Source organism: Promicromonospora sp. NPDC090134 (assembly GCF_044746965.1).
Taxonomy (GTDB): domain Bacteria; phylum Actinomycetota; class Actinomycetes; order Actinomycetales; family Cellulomonadaceae; genus Promicromonospora.
The window spans coordinates 411,270-426,927 of sequence record NZ_JBIVCZ010000003.1; the positions used below are offsets into that span (position 1 = coordinate 411,270).

14 protein-coding genes and 2 pseudogenes are annotated in these 15,658 nt (G+C 72.1%); 11 read left to right on the top strand and 5 right to left on the bottom strand.

Annotated features, from left to right (window positions below; translation table 11 throughout):
- Positions 1–129 precede the first annotated feature (129 nt).
- The 5 genes from ACIPN7_RS11565 to ACIPN7_RS11585 all read left to right on the top strand — a co-directional run bounded on the left by ACIPN7_RS11565 (position 130) and on the right by ACIPN7_RS11585 (position 7,321).
- Positions 130–1,596: a CopD family protein gene (locus ACIPN7_RS11565; RefSeq protein ID WP_400541523.1), complete on the top strand. Its 1,467-nt coding sequence runs from the start codon at positions 130–132 to the stop codon at positions 1,594–1,596.
- A 94-nt stretch (positions 1,597–1,690) separates the two neighbouring features.
- A complete protein-coding gene (locus ACIPN7_RS11570; RefSeq protein WP_400541526.1) occupies positions 1,691–3,046 on the top strand; it encodes a hypothetical protein in 1,356 nt (451 codons plus the stop codon).
- An 11-nt stretch (positions 3,047–3,057) separates the two neighbouring features.
- A complete protein-coding gene (locus ACIPN7_RS11575; RefSeq protein WP_400541529.1) occupies positions 3,058–4,488 on the top strand; it encodes a hypothetical protein in 1,431 nt (476 codons plus the stop codon).
- Positions 4,485–5,873, top strand: a complete 1,389-nt coding sequence (locus tag ACIPN7_RS11580; RefSeq protein ID WP_400541532.1) for a CHAT domain-containing protein — start codon at positions 4,485–4,487, stop codon at positions 5,871–5,873. Before ACIPN7_RS11575 ends, ACIPN7_RS11580 begins: the two co-directional genes overlap by 4 nt.
- Entirely contained in the window at positions 5,870–7,321 is a 1,452-nt protein-coding gene (locus ACIPN7_RS11585; protein ID WP_400541535.1) for a hypothetical protein, read from the top strand. Before ACIPN7_RS11580 ends, ACIPN7_RS11585 begins: the two co-directional genes overlap by 4 nt.
- On the opposite strand, the gene ACIPN7_RS11590 is transcribed toward ACIPN7_RS11585, so the two are convergent.
- Positions 7,291–8,256 (bottom strand): endonuclease/exonuclease/phosphatase family protein, encoded by a 966-nt coding sequence (locus tag ACIPN7_RS11590; protein ID WP_400541538.1) that lies wholly within the window; start codon positions 8,254–8,256, stop codon positions 7,291–7,293. The two genes, ACIPN7_RS11585 and ACIPN7_RS11590, sit on opposite strands and share 31 nt — an antisense overlap.
- A gap of 193 nt (positions 8,257–8,449) precedes the next feature.
- Between ACIPN7_RS11590 and ACIPN7_RS11595 the strand changes: the two genes are divergently transcribed.
- From ACIPN7_RS11595 to ACIPN7_RS11615, 5 genes and pseudogenes are all read left to right on the top strand, one after another.
- Positions 8,450–8,671, top strand: coding sequence for a zf-HC2 domain-containing protein (locus ACIPN7_RS11595; protein ID WP_400541541.1), 222 nt, complete (start codon positions 8,450–8,452; stop codon positions 8,669–8,671).
- A 177-nt stretch (positions 8,672–8,848) separates the two neighbouring features.
- Positions 8,849–10,138, top strand: coding sequence for an anion permease (locus ACIPN7_RS11600; RefSeq protein WP_400541544.1), 1,290 nt, complete (start codon positions 8,849–8,851; stop codon positions 10,136–10,138).
- Positions 10,138–10,422: a hypothetical protein gene (locus ACIPN7_RS11605; RefSeq protein ID WP_400541547.1), complete on the top strand. Its 285-nt coding sequence runs from the start codon at positions 10,138–10,140 to the stop codon at positions 10,420–10,422. The genes ACIPN7_RS11600 and ACIPN7_RS11605 overlap by 1 nt, the downstream gene beginning before the upstream one ends.
- A gap of 48 nt (positions 10,423–10,470) precedes the next feature.
- A pseudogene (locus ACIPN7_RS11610) lies at positions 10,471–11,155 on the top strand (transposase).
- 105 nt (positions 11,156–11,260) lie between these two features.
- Positions 11,261–11,520: pseudogene (locus ACIPN7_RS11615) on the top strand (helix-turn-helix domain-containing protein); the annotation flags it as partial.
- Between the two features lie 27 nt (positions 11,521–11,547).
- On the opposite strand, the gene ACIPN7_RS11620 reads toward ACIPN7_RS11615, so the two are convergent.
- Positions 11,548–12,024: a hypothetical protein gene (locus tag ACIPN7_RS11620; RefSeq protein WP_400541550.1), complete on the bottom strand. Its 477-nt coding sequence runs from the start codon at positions 12,022–12,024 to the stop codon at positions 11,548–11,550.
- Between the two features lie 142 nt (positions 12,025–12,166).
- Between ACIPN7_RS11620 and ACIPN7_RS11625 the strand changes: the two genes are divergently transcribed.
- On the top strand, positions 12,167–12,370 hold the full coding sequence (locus tag ACIPN7_RS11625) for a winged helix-turn-helix transcriptional regulator (protein WP_400541552.1): 204 nt from the start codon (positions 12,167–12,169) through the stop codon (positions 12,368–12,370).
- A 53-nt stretch (positions 12,371–12,423) separates the two neighbouring features.
- On the opposite strand, the gene ACIPN7_RS11630 is transcribed toward ACIPN7_RS11625, so the two are convergent.
- The 3 genes from ACIPN7_RS11630 to ACIPN7_RS11640 all read right to left on the bottom strand — a co-directional run bounded on the left by ACIPN7_RS11630 (position 12,424) and on the right by ACIPN7_RS11640 (position 15,436).
- A complete protein-coding gene (locus tag ACIPN7_RS11630; protein WP_400541555.1) occupies positions 12,424–13,221 on the bottom strand; it encodes an SGNH/GDSL hydrolase family protein in 798 nt (265 codons plus the stop codon).
- A gap of 115 nt (positions 13,222–13,336) precedes the next feature.
- Positions 13,337–14,353, bottom strand: coding sequence for an alpha/beta hydrolase (locus ACIPN7_RS11635; RefSeq protein WP_400541558.1), 1,017 nt, complete (start codon positions 14,351–14,353; stop codon positions 13,337–13,339).
- 264 nt (positions 14,354–14,617) lie between these two features.
- On the bottom strand, positions 14,618–15,436 hold the full coding sequence (locus tag ACIPN7_RS11640) for an alpha/beta fold hydrolase (protein ID WP_400541561.1): 819 nt from the start codon (positions 15,434–15,436) through the stop codon (positions 14,618–14,620).
- Between the last annotated feature and the right edge of the window lie 222 nt (positions 15,437–15,658).

The window sequence follows — 15,658 nt, forward strand, 5'->3', positions numbered from 1 at the left end:
GGGCCCCCCCGCCGGGGCCCCCCCGCCCCCGCTCTCTGACACTGGGGTCCCCGCCCCCGCGTCGCTGGGGGGGGGGGGGCGCCCCCCGCCCCGCCCCCCCCCACCACCCCCTCCTGAAGGAGCCTGCCCATGCGCAGATCGCTCGCCGGAGCGCGCCCTCGCGCGGTCCGCACCGGGGCGGCGTCCGTCCTGCTCGCCCTCCTCACCTCGCTCGTCCTGACGCTCTGCTGCGCGCCGCCCGCCGCCGCGCACACCCGGCTCGAGTCGTCGGTCCCCACCGCCGGGTCGACGGCGCGGGCCCCGGTCACCGAGGTCGCGCTGCGGTTCACCCTGCCGGTGAGCCTGCTCGGCGACGGCGTGGTGATCGAGGGCCCGAGCGGCGTCGTGCCCGCCGACGTCGCCCCTGCCGAGGACGGCCTGGTGCTGGTCGCGACCCCGGCCGCGGCCCTGGCCGCAGGCCCGTACACGGTGACCTGGACCGCAGCGGCCCAGGACGGCCACCCCCTGGAGGGGACCTTCCGCTTCACCGTCGCGAGCGAGGCGCCCGACGGCGCAGGGGGCGACGAGGCCGACGCCGAACCGTCGGCCGGCGCGTCGACGGGGACCGGCCACGACATGAGCGGCATGAGCGGCACCGACCATGACATGGGCCACGACCCGGCCGCGATGGGCACGCCCGCGACCGACGCCGCGGGGGTCGTCGCCCGGCTGGGCGGCGGCGCCGCGCTGTGGGGCTGCCTGGTCGCCGCGGGCGCCCTGGCGTTCGCCGGACTGGTACTGCGCGGGCGCGACGAGGCGGACGTGCCCGCCGTGCTGCGACTGGTCCGCTGGTCGGGCGTGCTGCTGCTCGGCGGCCTCGTCGTGCGGGTCCTGGCGGGCTCGGTGCTCGTGGCGCACGGCGACCTCGCCGCCGCCGTCTCGCCGTCCGCGATCGGCGGCTCGCTCACCGGTACGACGCGCTGGGACGTCGGCCTCCAGGCCGCCGGCGCGGTCGCCGTGGCGGTGGGCGCCTGGCGCACGCTGCCCGGCGCGTGGCCCGCGGCGCTGGGGGCCGTGCTCGCCGGCGCCGGACAGGTCCTCGGCGGCCACAGCAACACCGTGGAGCACCGGTGGCTCGTGGTGACGGCGGACGTGGCGCACCTGGCGGCCGCCGCCGTCTGGGTGGGCGGCGTCGTCACGCTGGCGCTCCTGCTCCGGACCCGGCGCCGGGCCGGGCGCGACCTGGACGCCGCACTGCTGGGGGCCCGCTTCTCCGTGGTCGCGGGCCTCTCCCTCGCGGTGGTCGGCGTGGCCGGGGCGCTGCTCGCGGTCGGCATCCTCGACCACCCGGCGCAGCTCTGGGAGAGCACCTGGGGGCTGCTCCTGCTGGCCAAGGTCGCCGTGGTCGTGCTGGTCGCGGCGATCGGCACGCACAACCACCTCCGCGTCGTCCCGCGGCTCACGGCCCGCCGCCGGGTGGTGGTGCGGCACGCGGGACGGTCGCGCACCGCGGGCGAGGCGCTGCGCCGCAGCGCCCACCGGGAGACGGCGCTCATGGTCGCGGTCGTGCTGCTCACGGCCTGGCTGGTCGCGGCGTCCGTCCAGGGACCGGGGTGATGTCGCTTCGACACGGTATCAACGCGGAGGGTCGCCGGCTCCGCATCTATGAGAGCCGTGCGCGGGGGGCAGCGGCAGAAGAGGCGATGATGCCATGTCCACGAACATCCCCTGGACCGTCCGGCAGGGTCCGCGCGGGCCCGTCCCCGTGTACGTGCTCCAGTTCGACGCACGGGGCACCCTGACCTCGCCGCGGGCCCTGGCGGCCCTGGTCGAGGACGCGCGGGACGCCACCGACCTCGTCGTCGTCTCGCACGGCTGGAACAACGACTGGCTGGCGGCCACCTCGCGGTACGACGACTTCTTCGATCACCTCGACACGGTGCTGCAGTCGCACCCGCCCGCCGCGGACCGCCCGTTCCGCCCCGTGTACGTGGGCGTGTTCTGGCCCAGCGCCGCACTGGTCATGCCCTGGGAGCAGGGGCCGGACATCGCGGCGGAGGGCGACGGCCTGGCCGGTGAGCTCGCCGCGGAGCTCGCCGTGCTGAGCGAGGACCTCGGACCGGAGCTGAGCGGCGAGCTGCACGCCCTGCTGACCGACCCGGCGCTGCCCGACCCCGGGGTGGGCGGGGACCGGGCCGACCTGGCCGCCGAGATCCTCGCGCACCTGCCCGTCGCCGACCACGACGAGACCGGCGCGGCGGGCTCCCGGGTGGACGGGCCCGCGCTGCGGGCCGTCTGGGAGGACACGCTCGCGCGGATCGAGCCGACGCCGGTCCGCCCCGGCGGCATCATCCCCGACGACGGTGCGGTGGGCGCCCCGCAGGTCGCGGGCTTCAACCCGCTGGAGCTGATCCGCTCCGGGATCCGCCTGGCCACGGTGCGCCAGATGAAGGACCGGGCCGGCCGTGTGGGCGGCGCCGGCGTGGCGGCCGCCCTGCGCCGGCTGGCCGACGAGACGCCGGCGCGGATCCACCTGGTGGGCCACTCGTACGGCGGGCGGGTCGTGCTCTCCGCCGTGTGCAACGGCCCCTGGACCGGCCGGCCCGTCGACTCGGTGCTGCTGCTCCAGCCGGCCCTGTCGGCCTGGGCGTTCGCCGCCGACGTCGACGGCCGGCCCGGCGGGTACCGGCCGGCGTTCGACCGGGTGCGCAACCCGGTCATCACCACCCGCTCGGCGCACGACCTGCCGCTCACGCGCGTGTTCCACCTCGCGCTGCGGCGCCGGGTGGACCTCGGCGAGGCCGAGATCGCGGGACTGCCGCCGTCGCGGTTCGCCGCGCTCGGCGGCTACGGCCCGCAGGGGGTGGGCGCCGAGGCGCTCCAGATCGACCGGATGCCCGACGTCGGCCAGCACTACCCGATCGGCGAGCACGCCGTCGACGGCCGGTACGAGGTGATCGGCGTGGACGGCACGTGGTGCATCCCGGGCCACGGCGCCGTCCAGTCCGACCAGACCGCCTGGGCGCTGCTGAGCCAGATCCAGGCCGCGGCGCACGCGGACGGGTGAGGGGGCCGTCGATGACGAAGACCCTGCGGTCGGAGATCGACCTGCCGACCCTGCGGATCAGCGTGGACCTGGCCACCTCGGAGGCCGTGTTCGCCGTGGTCCGCGGACGCCACCGGCCCACCGAGGTCGCACGCTGCCCTCTGGCCGACCTCGGCCTGCCGGCCAGCGCCGTGGAGCACGTGCGGGACGCCGACCTGACCGTCCCCGTGGCGGTCGTGACCCGGCTCACGACGGCCGCCGAGAAGCTCGGCACGTCGCCGCTGCCCCCGCACAACGCCCTGTGGCTGGAGTTCCCCGTCCCGCGTGGCCTGGTGCACGTGCTGCCGTGGGAGCGGCTGCTCACCGGCCTGGGCCGGCCCCTGTTCCGGCTGCCGTTCCACCCCGTGCGCCCACAGAAGCCCGGGGTGCAGCTCGACGTCGCGATCTGCTCCAGCTCGCCCTTCCCGGCGGTCCGGTTCGACGCCGCGCGGGTGGTCGCGGAGCTCGCCCACCAATACGTCGACACCCCGGGCCGGCACGTCACGGTGCACCTGTTCACCGACGCCGACCGGTACGTGGCGACGTGCGACGCCGTCCGCCCGATGCTGGGCCGCGGCGACGTCGTCGTGCACGTGCCGGTGGACCGGGACGCCGCGGCGCGGCGCCCGGCCGGTCGCCGCGCCGGACCGCACGAGATCGCCAACCCGTGGCTCACCTGGATGCTGGACGCCATCGAGGGCGGCCGGCTCGACGTCGTGCACTTCGTGGCGCACGGACACCTGTCCGACGGGCGCGGGGCGCTGGCGCTGGCCGGGTCGCCGACGACGCACGAGGGCCCGGCGACGTTCGTCGAGGCCGTCGAGGTGATCGAGCTCCTCACGCGGGTCGGGGCCGTGGGCCTGGCACTGTCCGACCCGCCCGGCAGCGACAGCGCGGCGGGGCTGCGCGACCTCGCCGACTACGTGGCCCAGTCCAGGCCAGGGGTCACGGCCGTGCACGACGTCGCCGCGGACCCGGGCGGCGAGCAGCTCGGCCGGAGCCTGCGCACGGCGCTGACGCCGTCCGGCCCGCTCGCGGCGCCGTTCCCGGCGATGAGCGCCTGGGTGCACCCGCTCTTCGTCGAGGTCACCCCCGACCCGGAGCCCGCCGGCGAGCCGCTGATCACGGACCTGCGCAAGCTCACCGACGGGCTCATGCTCCGCAAGGACGGGCGGTCCGCGTTCCTGCACGAGGCCACGCGCAAGGCCGCGGTCGAGGTCGACGGCGACTCCTGGGTCGCCTCGGCGTCGCGCAGCATCGAGCACCTGCAGATGAGCTGGCTCCCCTACACCGCCGACCTCCCGGTCGACCAGGCCGCGGTGGACGCGCTGAACAGCGTCTCCGCCCTGCTGGAGCAGCACGTGCACCTCGCGTACCCCGAGGAGCCGCCGGAGCCCACACCACCGGAAGGAGGTGCCTCATGAGCCGCGTCGTCTTCCAGCTCTCCGCCTTCGGCGAGGAGGGCGCGACCACGCCGCTGGTGCGGCTGGTCGAACCCGTCGACGACCAAGCCCTCGACCGGACCTTCGACTGCCCGGCCGGCCCGGCCCAGGACGCCGACGTCAACGCCCGCGAGGGCGACCGGCTGTTCCAGGCGCTCGCGGCGCACGTGCAGCTCGGCGACCAGCTCGCCGTGGCCCTGCACAGCGCCGACCGCCGGTTCCCCGTCTACGCGGAGATCCTGCCGCGCAGCGGCGCGGACAGCCTGCCGTGGGAGGCCCTCCGGTTCCCCGGGGACGGGCCCTACCTGGCGCTGGAGGACAAGTACGCGCTCGCCCGTGTGGTGCGCACGACGGCGCCGCCGGTGCCCCTCTACCAGCTCGAACCGCCGCTGCGGATCATGGCCCTGCTGTCGTGCCTGGGCCTGGGCGCCGCGGCCGAGCTGCGCGAGCTGCGGGCCGCCGCCCTGGACGCCGGGCCGGACATGGCCCGCCTCCTGGTCGTCGTCAGCGAGGAGGAGCTGGCGAGCGGCCTGCAGGCCGAGATCGACGCCGGTACCGCCCCCGAGATCGCGGGTGTGCACCTGGTGCCGCCGGACCACCACGACCTGGTCACGCTGGTGGGCGAGTTCAAGCCGCACGTGCTGCACCTGTTCTGCCACGGCTCCGCCGAGCCCGTGCCGCACGTGCGGCTCGCGCTCAAGCAGGACTGGGCGTCGGCGACTCCCGGGATCGGCCTGGCCCTGGAGAAGGAACAGTTCGCGAAGTTCGTCTGGGACACGGACGGCGGCCCCTGGCTCGTCGTCCTCAACTGCTGCGAGGGCGCCGCCTCGTCGGGGGACGGGGCGACGTCCCTCGCTCGCGACCTCGTCACCAAGGGCGTCGCGCCCGCGGCCGTCGGCATGCGCGAGCCGATCCGGAGCGCCGTGGCCAGCGCGCTGACGCAGGGCCTGTACGGCGCCCTGCTGGGCGAGCTGACCACGCGGACCAAGGCGGGCGCGACACTGTCGGCGCCCCTGGACTGGGCGGCCCTGACCGTGGCGGCCCGCAACCGGCTGGTCACGGAGCTCGGCTCGGGGCTGCCGCCCACGCAGGCCCGGAACCAGAGCCGCGAATGGACCCTGCCGGCGCTCTACCTGCGCTGGGAGGAGTTCCAGCTCCAGCTCGTGCCCGCGCGGAACGGCGGGGTGCCGCGGGTCGACCCGGCGCAGGCCCGGACCTGGCGGCTGGAGGTCGCGGCGCTGCAGAGCCTGCTCGCCGCGCTGCCGCCCGGTCAGGGCGCGGCGTTCCGCGCCGGCGCCACGGAGCGGATCGCCGAGCTCGCCGCGCTGCTCGGCGTCACGCCGGAGGCCCTGGCGGAGTCGTCATGAGGGTCGCTCCCGGCGCCGCCCCCGCCGTCGACCCCGACTACGAGATCACCAGCGACGCGTGGTCGGGCACCGCCCCGGTCGCGGGGCGGTTCGCCGCGGACGTGCGGCCCTGGCTCACCCAGGAGTTCACGGTCGCCGAGCGGACGGCGCGGCCCGCCCCGGCCGACCCGTGGGACTGGCGGCACCCCGACGTCGGCTGGGGGCTGGTGGCCCGCGAGCCCGACGGCGCCACCCGGAAGGAGCTCGTGGCGCTGACCGACCTGCCCGCGGACATCCGGCGCCTGGTCGCGGCGCGCTCCGGCCGGGTGTTCCGGTACCGGCCCGCCGGCGGGTACGCGCAGTGGACCCTCGTCGACCACGAGGGCGACGCTCAGCCGTTCGTCCCGGCGGCCCCCGCGGGGGCCGACGCCGGGGAGCTGCCGGCCTTCCTGCTCATCTACGGCAGCCCCGAGCAGGTCCCGTGGCGGGTGCAGTACATCCTCAACCCGGTGCGCCACGTGGGCCGGCTCGACCTGACGGGCGCCGCCCTGACGCACTACGTCGACGCCCTGCTCGGCGAGTGGCGGGACTCGGCGGCCCAGTGGTCGCGGCCCGTCGTCTGGGCGGTGGACCACCAGCTGGGCGAGATCACCACCCTCATGCGCGACGTCGTCGCGGAGCCGCTCAGCGGTGACCTGAGCGCGGACGCCGAGCTGACGCCCACGTTCGTGGACGGGCGGACCACGCCCGCCACGGTCGCCGCGCTGACCACGGCACTGGCGGGCAACCGGCCCGCCGTCGTCGTCACCACCAGCCACGGGCAGACCGGGCCGCTCACCGACCCGGCGCGCCTGCGCGCGGACCTCGGCAAGCCGGTGGACCACGACCACGCCCCGCTCGACCCCCAGGCCCTGCTGCGCGCCTGGCAGCCCGACGGCGCGATCTGGTTCGCCCAGGCCTGCTGCTCCGCCGGGGCGGACAGCCCCTCGGCCTACGCCGGGCTGTTCGACGGCGAGCTGGCCCGGACGTTCGACGGCGTCGCGGCGCTGGGCGCCCTGACCTCGCCGCTCCCCCGGGCGCTGCTCGGCGCGAAGAAGCCGCTGCGCGCGTTCATCGGGCACGTCGAGCCCACCTTCAACTGGACGCTGAGCTTTCCGCCGAACGCGCAGCCGCTGACCGCGCAGCTGCGCGAGGCGCTGTACGCGCGGCTGTTCCTGGGCCGGCCGGTGGGCTACGCCATGGAGCCCTGGTACCGGCCCATCGGCGCGCTGCTCCAGGGCTACCAGCTCGCCGAGAAGGAGTTCCAGACGACCTTCGGGGCCAAGGCGAAGCCCAGCCTCGACCTGCTGGTCTACAGCCGCGTGACGGCCCACGACCGCGCCAGCACCGTCATCCTGGGCGATCCCACCGTCGCGGTCCCCCTGCCGTCACCGCACGCTCAGGCCAGGAACTCCAGCCAGAGCGGGTAGTGGTCGCTCAGGCGCCACGAGACCTGGCCCTTGGTCAGGTCCCGCAGCGCGTGCGGGAGAAAGTCGAAGCTGCCGCCGTGCCCGGTGTAGGTCAGGCCGTCCAGGAGCGACGGCGCGCCGGGTCGCGCGGGGTCGCTGAACCAGGCGATCTGGTCGTACTGGTGGTGGTCCTTGTCGTCGTCGAAGATCGTGCGCGGCACCGTGCCGAGCTCCGCGGGCGGCCACAGCCCGGTCGAGACGAACGCCGCGAACAGCGGGTCGTCGAGCCGGTCGAGGTTGAAGTCGCCCAGGACCAGCAGGTTGTGGTTCCAGTCGTCGGGCCGGTCGGCCCAGCCCCGCATCCACGTGGCGAACGCGGTCAGCTCGCCGACCCGGTCGGCGGGCGCCTTGCCCCAAAGCACGTGCACGGTGGTCAGGATGAACTCGGTCGCGCCGCGCACGAAGCCCGCGGCGTACGGGGTGCGGGCGAACTGGTCGACGTCATTGCGCGTGTCCTTCGGCAGGACCAGCTCCCCGACCAGGCCCGAGGCCTGGACGCGCTCGGAGTCGTAGACGTAGGCGAGACGCTCGCCGTTGCCCGGCCCGCCCTCGGTGACGTCGGAGGCGATGACCTGGTAGCGCGGGCCCAGGAGGCTCAGCAGCGCGAACAGCGCCGTCGTGTCGCGCCGGGTCTCCTGGACGGCCGTCACGTCGAACCGCTGGACCACCTCGGCGATGCAGGCCAGGGCGTGCCAGTCGCGCTTGGGGCTGTCGTCCGGGGCGGACTGCCACTTGTGCGTGAGGTCGCCGAAGGCGCGGAGGTTCCACGTGCCGATCAGCAGGTTCTTGGTCGTCTTGGCCGGGATCTGGGCCGCGAGCGCGGCGCGCATCCGGTCGACGTCGCCGGTGACCGCTCCGGGGGCCGGCCCGGGCGGCGGGGCGATGGTCGTGGTCATGGCACGTCACCTGCATGCGGAGGGATCGGGAGGTTCCGCTACCTGCCAAGAGGGCGGCCGACCGCGGGCTGATACCGCCGGACCCGGATGAAACAGGTGATATCACAGCCAAATTTCGATGCTTCCGCATCCAGGGCGAGACTGCTGCCAGCCGGTAGAAACCGGGCAACGTGTGCGCAGGGGGCAGGTTCACGTGACGACCATCAGTGCTGTGCGGATCGACCAGCAGGAGTGCCGGTCCACGCGCGCGGCGATCCCTGGTTACCTCGACCGACGCCTCGAGCCGCGCAGCCTGCGGCGCTTCGAGACCCACATCGACCGGTGCCCAGGGTGCATCCGCGCGTTCATCGACGTGCGCCAGGTGGCCTGGGCACGGCGCACCACGAGCGGCCGCAGGCTCGGCCAGGTCGGCTGAGCGGGTCAGCGCACACGAGACCCGGTGCCGCTTCGGCGTCACCTGGGTGCTCGACGTCACGGCCCACTCCATCGAGGGGGCCTCCAGGTGAACATCAGATGAACGATGAAGGAACAGTGCCTTGATATCAGTCGAAAACACGGATCACCCCAAGGTTCGCCTCGCAAAATCGGGGCCGTGACCGAAACGCTCCTGCTCGCGCTCGTCGTCGTGACCGCGCTCGCCTTCGACTTCACGAACGGTTTTCACGACACAGGGAACGCGATGGCCACCTCCATCGCCACCCGTGCCCTCAAGCCCAAGACAGCCGTCGCGCTGTCCGCCGTCCTCAACCTCGTCGGAGCGTTTCTCTCGCTCGCCGTCGCCGCGACCATCGCGAAGGGCATCGTCGACGCCGGTGTCATCACCCTGCCCGTCGTGCTCGCCGGCCTGGTCGGCGGCATCGTCTGGAACCTGATCACCTGGTTGCTCGGCATCCCGTCCAGCTCCTCGCACGCGCTCGTCGGCGGCATGGTCGGTGCCGTGCTGGCCGCCGTCGGCACCTCGGGCGTGCTGTGGACCGGCGTGGTGTCCAAGGTGCTGGTGCCGGCCCTGCTCGCCCCGCTCATCGCGATCGCCGTCGCCGGCCTGGGCACGTGGTGCGTCGCCAAGCTGACCCGCGGGGTGCCGCAGGACCTGACCAACCGCGGCTTCCGCTGGGGCCAGATCGGCTCCGCCTCGCTCGTCTCGCTGGCGCACGGCACCAACGACGCGCAGAAGTCGATGGGCATCATCCTGCTCGCGCTCATCGCGGGCGGCGCCGTGCCCGCCGACTCGGGCGTGCCCGTCTGGGTGATCCTGAGCTGCGCGGTCGCCATGGCGCTCGGCACGTACCTGGGCGGCTGGCGGGTCATCCGCACGCTCGGCAAGGGGCTCGTCGAGATCGACACCCGGCAGGGCATGGCCGCCGAGACCTCGTCGGCCGCCGTCATCCTGCTCTCCAGCCACTTCGGCTTCTCGCTCTCCACGACGCACGTCGCCACCGGCTCGGTGCTCGGCTCCGGCGTCGGCATGCCGGGCGCCAAGGTGCGCTGGAGCGTGGCCGGGCGCATGTTCGTCGCCTGGATGCTCACCCTCCCGGCGGCCGGCCTGGTGGGCGCGCTGTGCCACTGGCTCGAGTCCGCGATCGGCGGCACCGCGGGCACGCTCGCCGTCTTCGGCGTGCTGGTGATCTCGTCCGCGGCCATCTGGCTCGTGTCGCGCCGCAAGCCGGTGGACCACACCAACGTGAACGAGGAGTGGGACGAGGAGCGGGGCGCGGACATCGAGCCCGTCGCCGCCACGACGGGCGAGGCCGGCGGCGAGCGCGTCGGCCCCGTGCCCGCCCTCGCGACGGCGTCGTCCGTCGGGCCGGCCATCGAGTCCGTGGGAACCATAGGGACCGTGGGCGCCCCGGGCGCCGACGCCCCGTCGAAGGGAGACAACTGATGAGCGACTTCATCGAGTGGGGCGCGCTGGGCCAGGTCCTGGTGGCCGGCGTGCTCGTCGGCGCGGGCATCCCCGCGCTGTTCGCGCTGGGGCTGCGCCTGCTGGCGGGCCCGGCCCGGGAGCGCGGAACGTCTTCGGACGGCCGGACGGCGGAGGACGGCGCCGTCGCCGTCGCGATCCCGCGCCCCGGCCCCGCGCGGCTGGCCGGAGCGGCCCTGTGCCTGGGGCTCGTCGTCGCGGCGGTCGCCACCGGCCTGTTCGTCGTGGTCTCCGGCGGGCACTAGGGCCTGTCCTGCGAATGGCCTGGTCACAGGGTTGGTTATGTCTAGTTTGTGGGTGTTGGGCGTGGTGAGGTGACTGATACGGCCTGGGCACGGATCGAGCCGCTACTTTCCTTCGGCGGACGGTCGTCGGGGTGGTCGGTGGCGTGATCACCGGCAGGAGATCAACGGGATCTTGTGGCGGCTGCGGACCGGGGCGCCGTGGCACAACGCAACGTGCCCGAGAAGTACGGGCCGTCACCCTGGAGTGGAACTTCTCGATCGACTCGACCAACGTCCGGGCCCACCAGCACGCCGCCGGTGCCCGGAAAAGGGGCTGCACGACCGGGTGGGTCGAAGACCTCGGGGTCGTATCGCTGCTGGACCAGGTTTCAGTTCGGCGCGACGGGCTGGGCCCGGCCGGCCCCGCACGCGGCCTGATCGGGTGCTGGCCGACAAGGCCTACTCCAGCCCTTCCACTCGCCGTGCCCTGCGTGCCCGCGGTATCCGGCTGGTCAGTCCGGAGAAGTAGGACCACGCCGCCAACCGGCTCCGCAAGGGCTCGGCCGGTGGACGCCCACCCGTGTTCGACCTGGAGGTCTACAAAGGCCGCAACGTCGTGGAACGGTGCTTCAACCGGCTCAAGCAGTTCCGCGCCCTGGCCACCCGCTACACCAAACGCGCGACCTACTACCGCACCGAGCTCACCCTCGCCGCGATCGTCCTCTGGCTCCGCGGTTCACCGGACACGAGCTAGGTGTACCGGGCTGACAGGTAGGTAGCAGCGTGTCGGTGTTGACGAGGTGAGAGCCCCCGGGCGGGGTGTGGCTCGTCTAAGGTCCCACTCCACCCGGAGGCTCTTGTGTCCCACCGTAATGCCCGCACCACGTTCCAGGGCCGGCTACTGATCGTCGAGAAATGGATCGAGAGGCACGCGAGCGAAGGCGAGCAGGGCCTGCACGACCGGTCTCGCGCCCGCGAAGGACACCGCCCGAGGTCGAACAGCGGATCATCGCACTGCGCCGCACCGAACGCTGCGGACGGGGCCTGCTCGCAGCCCGCACCGGGGTCCCGGCCCGCACGGTCTCCCGCGTACTGGCCCGTCGCCAGGTCCCGCACCTGCCTCGTCGTGCGTGCGGGCTGGCTGCATTAGCCCGCGATGACCGCCCATACGTCGTCCAGCGTTTCCGCGTCAGTGGCGTGTGTCTCAAAAGCGACCACGCGGATTCCGTCCGTGCGGCGCGCGACAACGAAGTGAACAGCAACGCGTTCGATCTCAGAGCCGTCCCCGCGCCGACGGGACCAGAGGGAGTCGATACCTGCTCCGTCCTTGTTGAACACGACCGTCCGTCTGTCCATCACGATGCTGTCCGCATACCCGGCAGCGTGCAGACGGGAGGTCATCGCAGTGAACGCCTGCACTACGTCCTCATCGGTCTTTGCCAGGGTCATCGGCCCGAGGTCATTGCCGACCCAGAGAGGCGAACCCCAGTAGTCGGAGATGAAGGCGGGGTCGCTCGCGCCGCCCACCGCGCTGATGAACGCTGGCATGTACCTGTTGGTGAACCAGCTACTGAACTCAGCTAAGGCCTCGCCCAACTCATCCTTGGTGGATGTCTCTGACATCGTGTATCCCTTCGTTCTTTGTGATCGGTCCGTCGTGTCATCGTGATCGGTCCTAGCACGGGCTACGTGGAGCAAACTCGTTGTGATCGAATCCGAGCGTCGATCCCTCGGCGTGGTGTGGGGGGCGGAACGCTAGCGTTTTGTGGAGAAGCGGAAGTATTCGCAGCACGCCGACCGTTTCGAGTACGTGCCCACGGAAGCAGGGATGAGCCTCTTCGGGCTGCTGCAGGTGCTGCGCAGCTGGGGGGATGAGCACGCCCGGTCCGAAGGCGACGATCGAATCGCCCTACGACCATTCCTGCGGCGCCCGCCTCTTCCCGCGCGTGGTCTGCGCATCCTGCGGTGAGGAGGTTGTTGGGGGGTCCGCGCACCTCGCCGGCAGCTACTACGCGACCTCGGTCAGCGCCTAGCTCTCGAGTCTCCCTCCAGGATGTCGTCCAGCATCCCCGCCACCCTCTCCATACCTTCCGCGTTCGGGTGATAGGGCGCGCCACCACTCAGGCTGAGATGGAACCTCCGCGTCCACGGATCTTTCGACCACGCGTGGTGCTTAGCGGATCTGGCACCCACGGAAAGGAACCGGCAATCCTCCCGTGCCGCGACAGCTGCATAGGTCTCGCCGAGCTTTCGTGCGGCCGCCCGCCCCCACACGATCACTTCCTCGTTCAAGGGGTGGGCGGGCTCACCCTCGAGAGGAAGGATCGTCAGATAGTCCACGAACACGATCTCGGCGTGCGGGGAGCGGCCGCGGATCGTCGATGCGACCTCACCAAGCTGACTCTCCAAATCCGCCAGCCGCTTCTCCATCACACTCGGATCCATCGCTGTTCGAATCCGCCGCGCAAGTCGCGGCAGGTGCCCCAGGCGGGCGGGCAGGCTCGACAAGGTCAGCGTCGGCAGGTAACCGATGTCGTTGCCGCCGGCGGTGATCGTGACCAGACGTGTCTTCGTGGTGACGGCGTCCAATTGGGCTGGACCGCGCTTGCCGGCCGAGAGCAGATCGGCGCTCACTGCTCCGGAGTAGGTCATGTCCACGAGGCGCAGCGATCGGCGTTGTGCGAACAGGTGCGCGTAGTTCGCGGCTGATCGCCCGGCAGGGCGTGGGCTCCCGTCGGCTCTCGGCTTCAGGCCCGGCCCCGCGGCGTACGAACTCCCGAGGGCGACGTACTCGCTCGCTGAGTCGATCTTCGTCATCATCCCCCCACCAGAACGAGGACCACATACGTGAGGACACCGGACGCGATCAGGAGGACGGACCATCCCAGCGGCCACAGAACTCCCGCTGTCGACCTCCTCCGTCGAGCGTGACTCATCACCGGCTGCCCTCCTTCTCGAGGAATGCCACTGTTGCGTCGAACGCGATCTGCGCCTGCGGCACGTTGAGTTTGAACTGGTACTCGTGGCCGAGTCCGTCGCTCGTTCCGTGCCAGAACAAGGTGGTCACGGGAACAGCGAGCGTCATCAGCGCGTCCGCCAGCTCGGTGGCCTGGCTGCTGAACGGGTCGGCGTCGCCGACGCTGAGGAACGTCGGCGGGTATTCCGACGTGACCGTTTCGGTCGTCGAGAGGTCGCCGATGTCGTCGTAGCTCGTCCAGTCACGGTGGCCCGTGTATGCCCACAGGTACGTTCGGAGCGCGGGGAACCCCGTGCTTCCGACGGTCGTCATGTCATAGAGACCGCAGAACAGGACGACGCCTCGCACCTCGTCTCGATGGACCGCCGGTTCCACCCCGATCGCCGATGCCAGCGCCGGGTTCGTCTGCACGGCTGCGAGTTCGCTGGCGATCTGCGCACCCGCGGAATCCCCCGCGATGAAGATGCGGGACTCGTCTCCTCCGAGAGTCTCGGCATGGGACTGGAGGTAGCTGAGCGCCGCATTTCCCTGCTCCACCGGCACGGGATGCCGCGCTCCCGGAGCAAGCGTGTAGTCCAGGCTGGCGACGACGAAACCACGATCTGCGAGGACGATCGCGTAGTCCGCGATCGTCTGCGCTGAGCTCGAGACGAAGCCTCCGCCGTGGATCCACAGAACGATGGGCAGCGAGCCTGCGGAATTCTCCGGGGCGAAAATGACGGTCGAGCTGTCCGGCACTCCGGGGACGGCCACATTATCCACTCGCTGCTCCGAGACTCGCGAGCTGATCGTCGTGAAATCGTCCGGCGGGATCACGAGCGGGTTGGCTTCGAAGGTGTACTTCACCAACGCCGCACCCGGCTGGACGGACACCCCGTAAACGATGTTGGCGCCCACGAACCCGAACAGAACCGCCGCGACGCAGAGCACGACACGCGTCCATGCTCGGCCGCCGTTCCCTGCTGATGGGACCATCACCGTCTCCTCCGCCTTTCGATCGCTGTGCCCCACGAATTACGACAGTGGCCCCGGCACCATCGCGCACCAGCTTTGCCGTCGAACTGACCATCTCTACCTTCTTTCTCCGCTTTCCAGAGGGAAGACTGGCGAGTGCCGGGCCCGGTCGTGGTCATCATGATCTCCGGGGTCGGAGCTGAGGGCGTGCGACGGTCGGCTGGAGAGCTGCCGAGGGTCGGGCGCACGGCTCAGCCGCAGCGCCCGACCCTGCCGGTACGGAGGTCAGATACGAATCCAGTCGAGGATGTCCTGGTCGAGCTGCGCCCGGAAGTCGCCGTGGATGCCGTGCGGGGCGCCCGGGTAGGTCTTCAGGGTGCCGTTCTGCACGAGGTCGATCGCGCGGCGGGCGGCGTCATCGATCGGGACGATCTGGTCGTCCTCGCCGTGCGCGATGAGGATCGGGACGGTCAGCGCCTTGAGGTCCTCGGTCTGGTCGGTCTCGCTGAACGCCTTGATGCAGTCGTAGGCAGCGGACAGGTTCACCAGCTGGCCCTGGCGCCAGAAATCCAGCTTGGTGCCGTGGGAGACGTCGCGGCCGTGGTTCGCACCGAAGAAGCTCTCGGCGAGGTCGAGCCAGAACTGGGACGCGTCGCTCAGCACACCCGCGCGGATACCGTCGAACACGTCGATCGGGGTGCCGCCCGGGTTGTCCTCGTTCAGGACCACGATCGGGGGGGTGCCGCCGGCAGTGACGACCTTGGTAACGCGGCCGTTCGCGTAGCGCGACGCGTACCTCACGACCTCACCGCCGCCGGTCGAGTGTCCGACGACGATGACGTCGTGCAGGTCCAGCGCGTCGATGAGCACCGCCAGGTCCTGCGCGTACTGGTCAATGGTGTGCCCCTCGGCGGTCTTGCTCGACCGGCCGTGCCCACGGCGATCGTGCGCGATCGTGCGATAGCCGTGGTCGCTGAAGAACTTCAGCTCGGGCTGCCACGCGTCGGAGCTCAGCGGCCAGCCATGGCTGAAGACGATCGGCTGCCCCTCGCCCTGCTCGGTGTAGTAGATGTCGACGCCATCGGGCGTGGTGATGTAGGTCATGGTTGCTCCTGGAACGAGACGATGTGTCAGGGACGCCCCTGACCGTCTCGAAACTACGAACCGCTCGGGGGATGCGCGTGTCCCCAACAGGGACAGGTTCCGGATCCGGTGCGGTCGCGTCCTGTGGGGCCCGACGTCCCCGCGTCGTCGACCAGCCGCTTCTCGAAGGTGGCTCGGACTCGCGCATCACTTTGTCGCCCCTGTATCGGCGACAGCCAGGTG

What these genes read in the sequence shown, in the direction of transcription:
- ACIPN7_RS11565 (WP_400541523.1), top strand. Translation starts at nt 130, where the DNA reads ATGCGCAGATCGCTCGCCGGAGCGCGCCCTCGCGCGGTCCGCACCGGG.
- ACIPN7_RS11570 (WP_400541526.1), top strand. Translation starts at nt 1,691, where the DNA reads ATGTCCACGAACATCCCCTGGACCGTCCGGCAGGGTCCGCGCGGGCCC.
- ACIPN7_RS11575 (WP_400541529.1), top strand. Translation starts at nt 3,058, where the DNA reads ATGACGAAGACCCTGCGGTCGGAGATCGACCTGCCGACCCTGCGGATC.
- ACIPN7_RS11580 (WP_400541532.1), top strand. Translation starts at nt 4,485, where the DNA reads ATGAGCCGCGTCGTCTTCCAGCTCTCCGCCTTCGGCGAGGAGGGCGCG.
- ACIPN7_RS11585 (WP_400541535.1), top strand. Translation starts at nt 5,870, where the DNA reads ATGAGGGTCGCTCCCGGCGCCGCCCCCGCCGTCGACCCCGACTACGAG.
- ACIPN7_RS11590 (WP_400541538.1), bottom strand. Translation starts at nt 8,256, where the DNA reads ATGACCACGACCATCGCCCCGCCGCCCGGGCCGGCCCCCGGAGCGGTC.
- ACIPN7_RS11605 (WP_400541547.1), top strand. Translation starts at nt 10,138, where the DNA reads ATGAGCGACTTCATCGAGTGGGGCGCGCTGGGCCAGGTCCTGGTGGCC.
- ACIPN7_RS11620 (WP_400541550.1), bottom strand. Translation starts at nt 12,024, where the DNA reads ATGTCAGAGACATCCACCAAGGATGAGTTGGGCGAGGCCTTAGCTGAG.
- ACIPN7_RS11630 (WP_400541555.1), bottom strand. Translation starts at nt 13,221, where the DNA reads ATGATGACGAAGATCGACTCAGCGAGCGAGTACGTCGCCCTCGGGAGT.
- ACIPN7_RS11635 (WP_400541558.1), bottom strand. Translation starts at nt 14,353, where the DNA reads ATGGTCCCATCAGCAGGGAACGGCGGCCGAGCATGGACGCGTGTCGTG.
- ACIPN7_RS11640 (WP_400541561.1), bottom strand. Translation starts at nt 15,436, where the DNA reads ATGACCTACATCACCACGCCCGATGGCGTCGACATCTACTACACCGAG.